Genomic DNA, 1,836 nt, shown 5'->3' with positions numbered 1-1,836 from the left:
AGTTCTATAACAGTATCTGGGGCAGAAAAATTGTCATCATCTTCATTGATTACAGGTTCCCAACTTTCATCAAGTAGTAACTCTACTGTTGCAATACCATGATTGTCTACAGTGGCAGTTTTCTTTACTGGTTTATAAGGAAACTCAGAGGTATCTGGATTCAGATCATCTATCGTAAAAAAATGATCGTAGTCATAGAGCTGAAACTTTATTTGCTCTCCTGTATATAACCCTCTGGTTTGTACATGAAAATACATAGTTTCTCCTAGTGGTATTTTACCTCTATCTTTATCATCATAGTTATACACATCTTTTCCTGCCTTATCATGGCTCCACCATCCTTTTAGAATTTCAGGGTTTCTTTCTTCTGCTACTTCTTCTGCTATACTTTGATTTCTAAGGGCTGGGTCTGTTTTGCGCCACCATTTTGAGATGACTACCTCACCATTGCGCACTACGGTAGCGGCAGAAATCACTAAAACATAAAATGGGCCATCTGTACCACCGTCTACATATTCTAGATGTATACAAAAGGTGTCTAGAAATTCTAATGTTTTAAACATCTTATAGCCATCAAAGGATTGTTCTTCTATTTTGCATTCTTTTCTCATGGTGCGCGATAGTGCCCAATCATCAAAAAGATGGGTCCACCTGCCTGTATCGGGGACTACTACCCTGTAGATACCTGCTTGTGGTGTGGCAGAGGGCCTGCCATTAAAATCTGTTTGTTGGTGCACTTGTTCTGTATATGATAGTACAGGAACACTATATCCATCGATATAGAATTTTACATTGCTACGTGTTGACATAACGTATTTTTAGGTTTTTTATACCATTTACACTTTGAATTTATCGCAAGTATAACTGATATTAGAGTTTTTGTGTGTGTTCTTTTTTTTTCAAAAATCAAATATAAGTATCTCTTATACAGTGGCCTTACAGATATCTGTAATCTGGCCGTATTTTTTTATTTTTTTTTCATAAGATGGTTTATGGGTGTTTGTAAACTTCGATATTCAGTGTTCCTTTGTTATTACAATCTAGATTGGAATCTATCACAACGCAATGAGTACTCCTTGGTTCTCAGCCTGCGCTGAGAGGACAGCTCATTCCCGACTTGATCAGGAGTCTATTATTAGAGGTTTGATATTTTTTTTAAATTGTTCATCAGTTAGGATTTAGAATTTAGTATTGAGAAATTGATATTTGGTGTTCTGCATTGGGTGTTCGATATTTATTACTTTCATTTTTCTTATCATTCTTTGTTTTGTGTTGCTCTATACAAAATGTACATTTTTACATAGATCGTTACGGCTTTTGGTTCGTCATTGAATAGGTTTGTTGCAAATTTGCCTATATCAACATCTAGCGCATTGAGGATCCCATAAAAAACCTTGGGGGGTATATCGTATTCGTGTTTTTCCATTACGTTACTTTTTTTCGCAAAATGGTATAGGAGCAATCAAAAACAGAATTTGACAAACTGTATATTAACTAATACGTATTTACTCCTGTTACTCCTTCTTTTTGTTTTTCCTTTTTTGTTTTTCCTTTTTTTTTGAGTGCGCACTTAGCAAGCTTTATAGAGCTGGGCAAGTGACTGTTTTAATCTACTGTGATGGCTGATTTTATAATCTTGTCTAGATGACCTAATCTGGTTTTGATATCTGCGGTAGATAATTCTTCTTTAATGGTATTGAATGTTGTGATAAACCGAGTTGCATTTTTTTTGTTTTTGCCGTAATCGGTTATTTGCCAATCAGTACACTTACTTTCTATATCAATAGTCCCACGGTTGATACTTATGGTTATTGTTTCTCCCCATGAGAACCATGA

General features: G+C 35.3%; 3 protein-coding genes. All 3 read right to left on the bottom strand.

Annotated features, from left to right (window positions below; translation table 11 throughout):
• Window positions 1–809 (bottom strand): type VI secretion system tube protein TssD (gene tssD / locus CVD18_RS22145; RefSeq protein ID WP_146052912.1); only part of this gene is annotated, 809 nt, incomplete at its 3' end.
• Between the two features lie 446 nt (window positions 810–1,255).
• On the bottom strand, window positions 1,256–1,426 hold the full coding sequence (locus CVD18_RS22925; protein WP_158250547.1) for a hypothetical protein: 171 nt from the start codon (window positions 1,424–1,426) through the stop codon (window positions 1,256–1,258).
• Between the two features lie 179 nt (window positions 1,427–1,605).
• Window positions 1,606–1,836, bottom strand: a 231-nt coding sequence (locus CVD18_RS22920; RefSeq protein WP_158250546.1) for a hypothetical protein, incomplete at its 5' end; no start/stop codon positions are given.

The sequence above is a fragment of the Aquimarina sp. I32.4 genome (genome assembly GCF_002924285.1).
GTDB lineage: Bacteria > Bacteroidota > Bacteroidia > Flavobacteriales > Flavobacteriaceae > Aquimarina.
Note: the sequence above shows the minus strand (reverse complement) of the source record. Positions and strands in the feature narration are given on the sequence as shown.